This window comes from Flavobacterium aureirubrum, from assembly GCF_038739835.1.
Classification (GTDB): Bacteria; Bacteroidota; Bacteroidia; order Flavobacteriales; family Flavobacteriaceae; genus Flavobacterium; species Flavobacterium aureirubrum.
Map to the genome: position 1 here is coordinate 1 of NZ_JBCGDO010000108.1, position 314 is coordinate 314.

1 protein-coding gene is annotated in these 314 nt (G+C 35.7%); it reads right to left on the reverse strand.

What is annotated here, in order from left to right:
- Positions 1 to 96: 96 nt before the first annotated feature.
- On the reverse strand, positions 97 to 314 hold a 218-nt coding region (locus WFZ85_RS16140; protein WP_342697274.1), incomplete at its 5' end, for a hypothetical protein.

Sequence of the window (314 nt, forward strand, 5' to 3'; positions counted from 1 at the left end):
AACTCGCAGTTGGAACTTGTCTTGACCCACTACCACACCTGTTGTAGTAAAAGTTGTATTCAAATCTATCCAAGCCATCAACGTTGCTTGGGATAATCAACCTAATAATGAAACATTTTCTGCATAATCATTTCTACCATCAAAATCTAAATAAAGTTTGCGATTCAAATCTCTTGGAGAACCTTTAACGGTATCATTCGTATCAAAAACATCTAAAAGTCCATCGCTATCTGAATCACCTGAGCCATCTATTCTTCCATCTCCATTAGTATCGAAATTAGCATACAATCCTGTTTGAATGTCTTTAACACCAT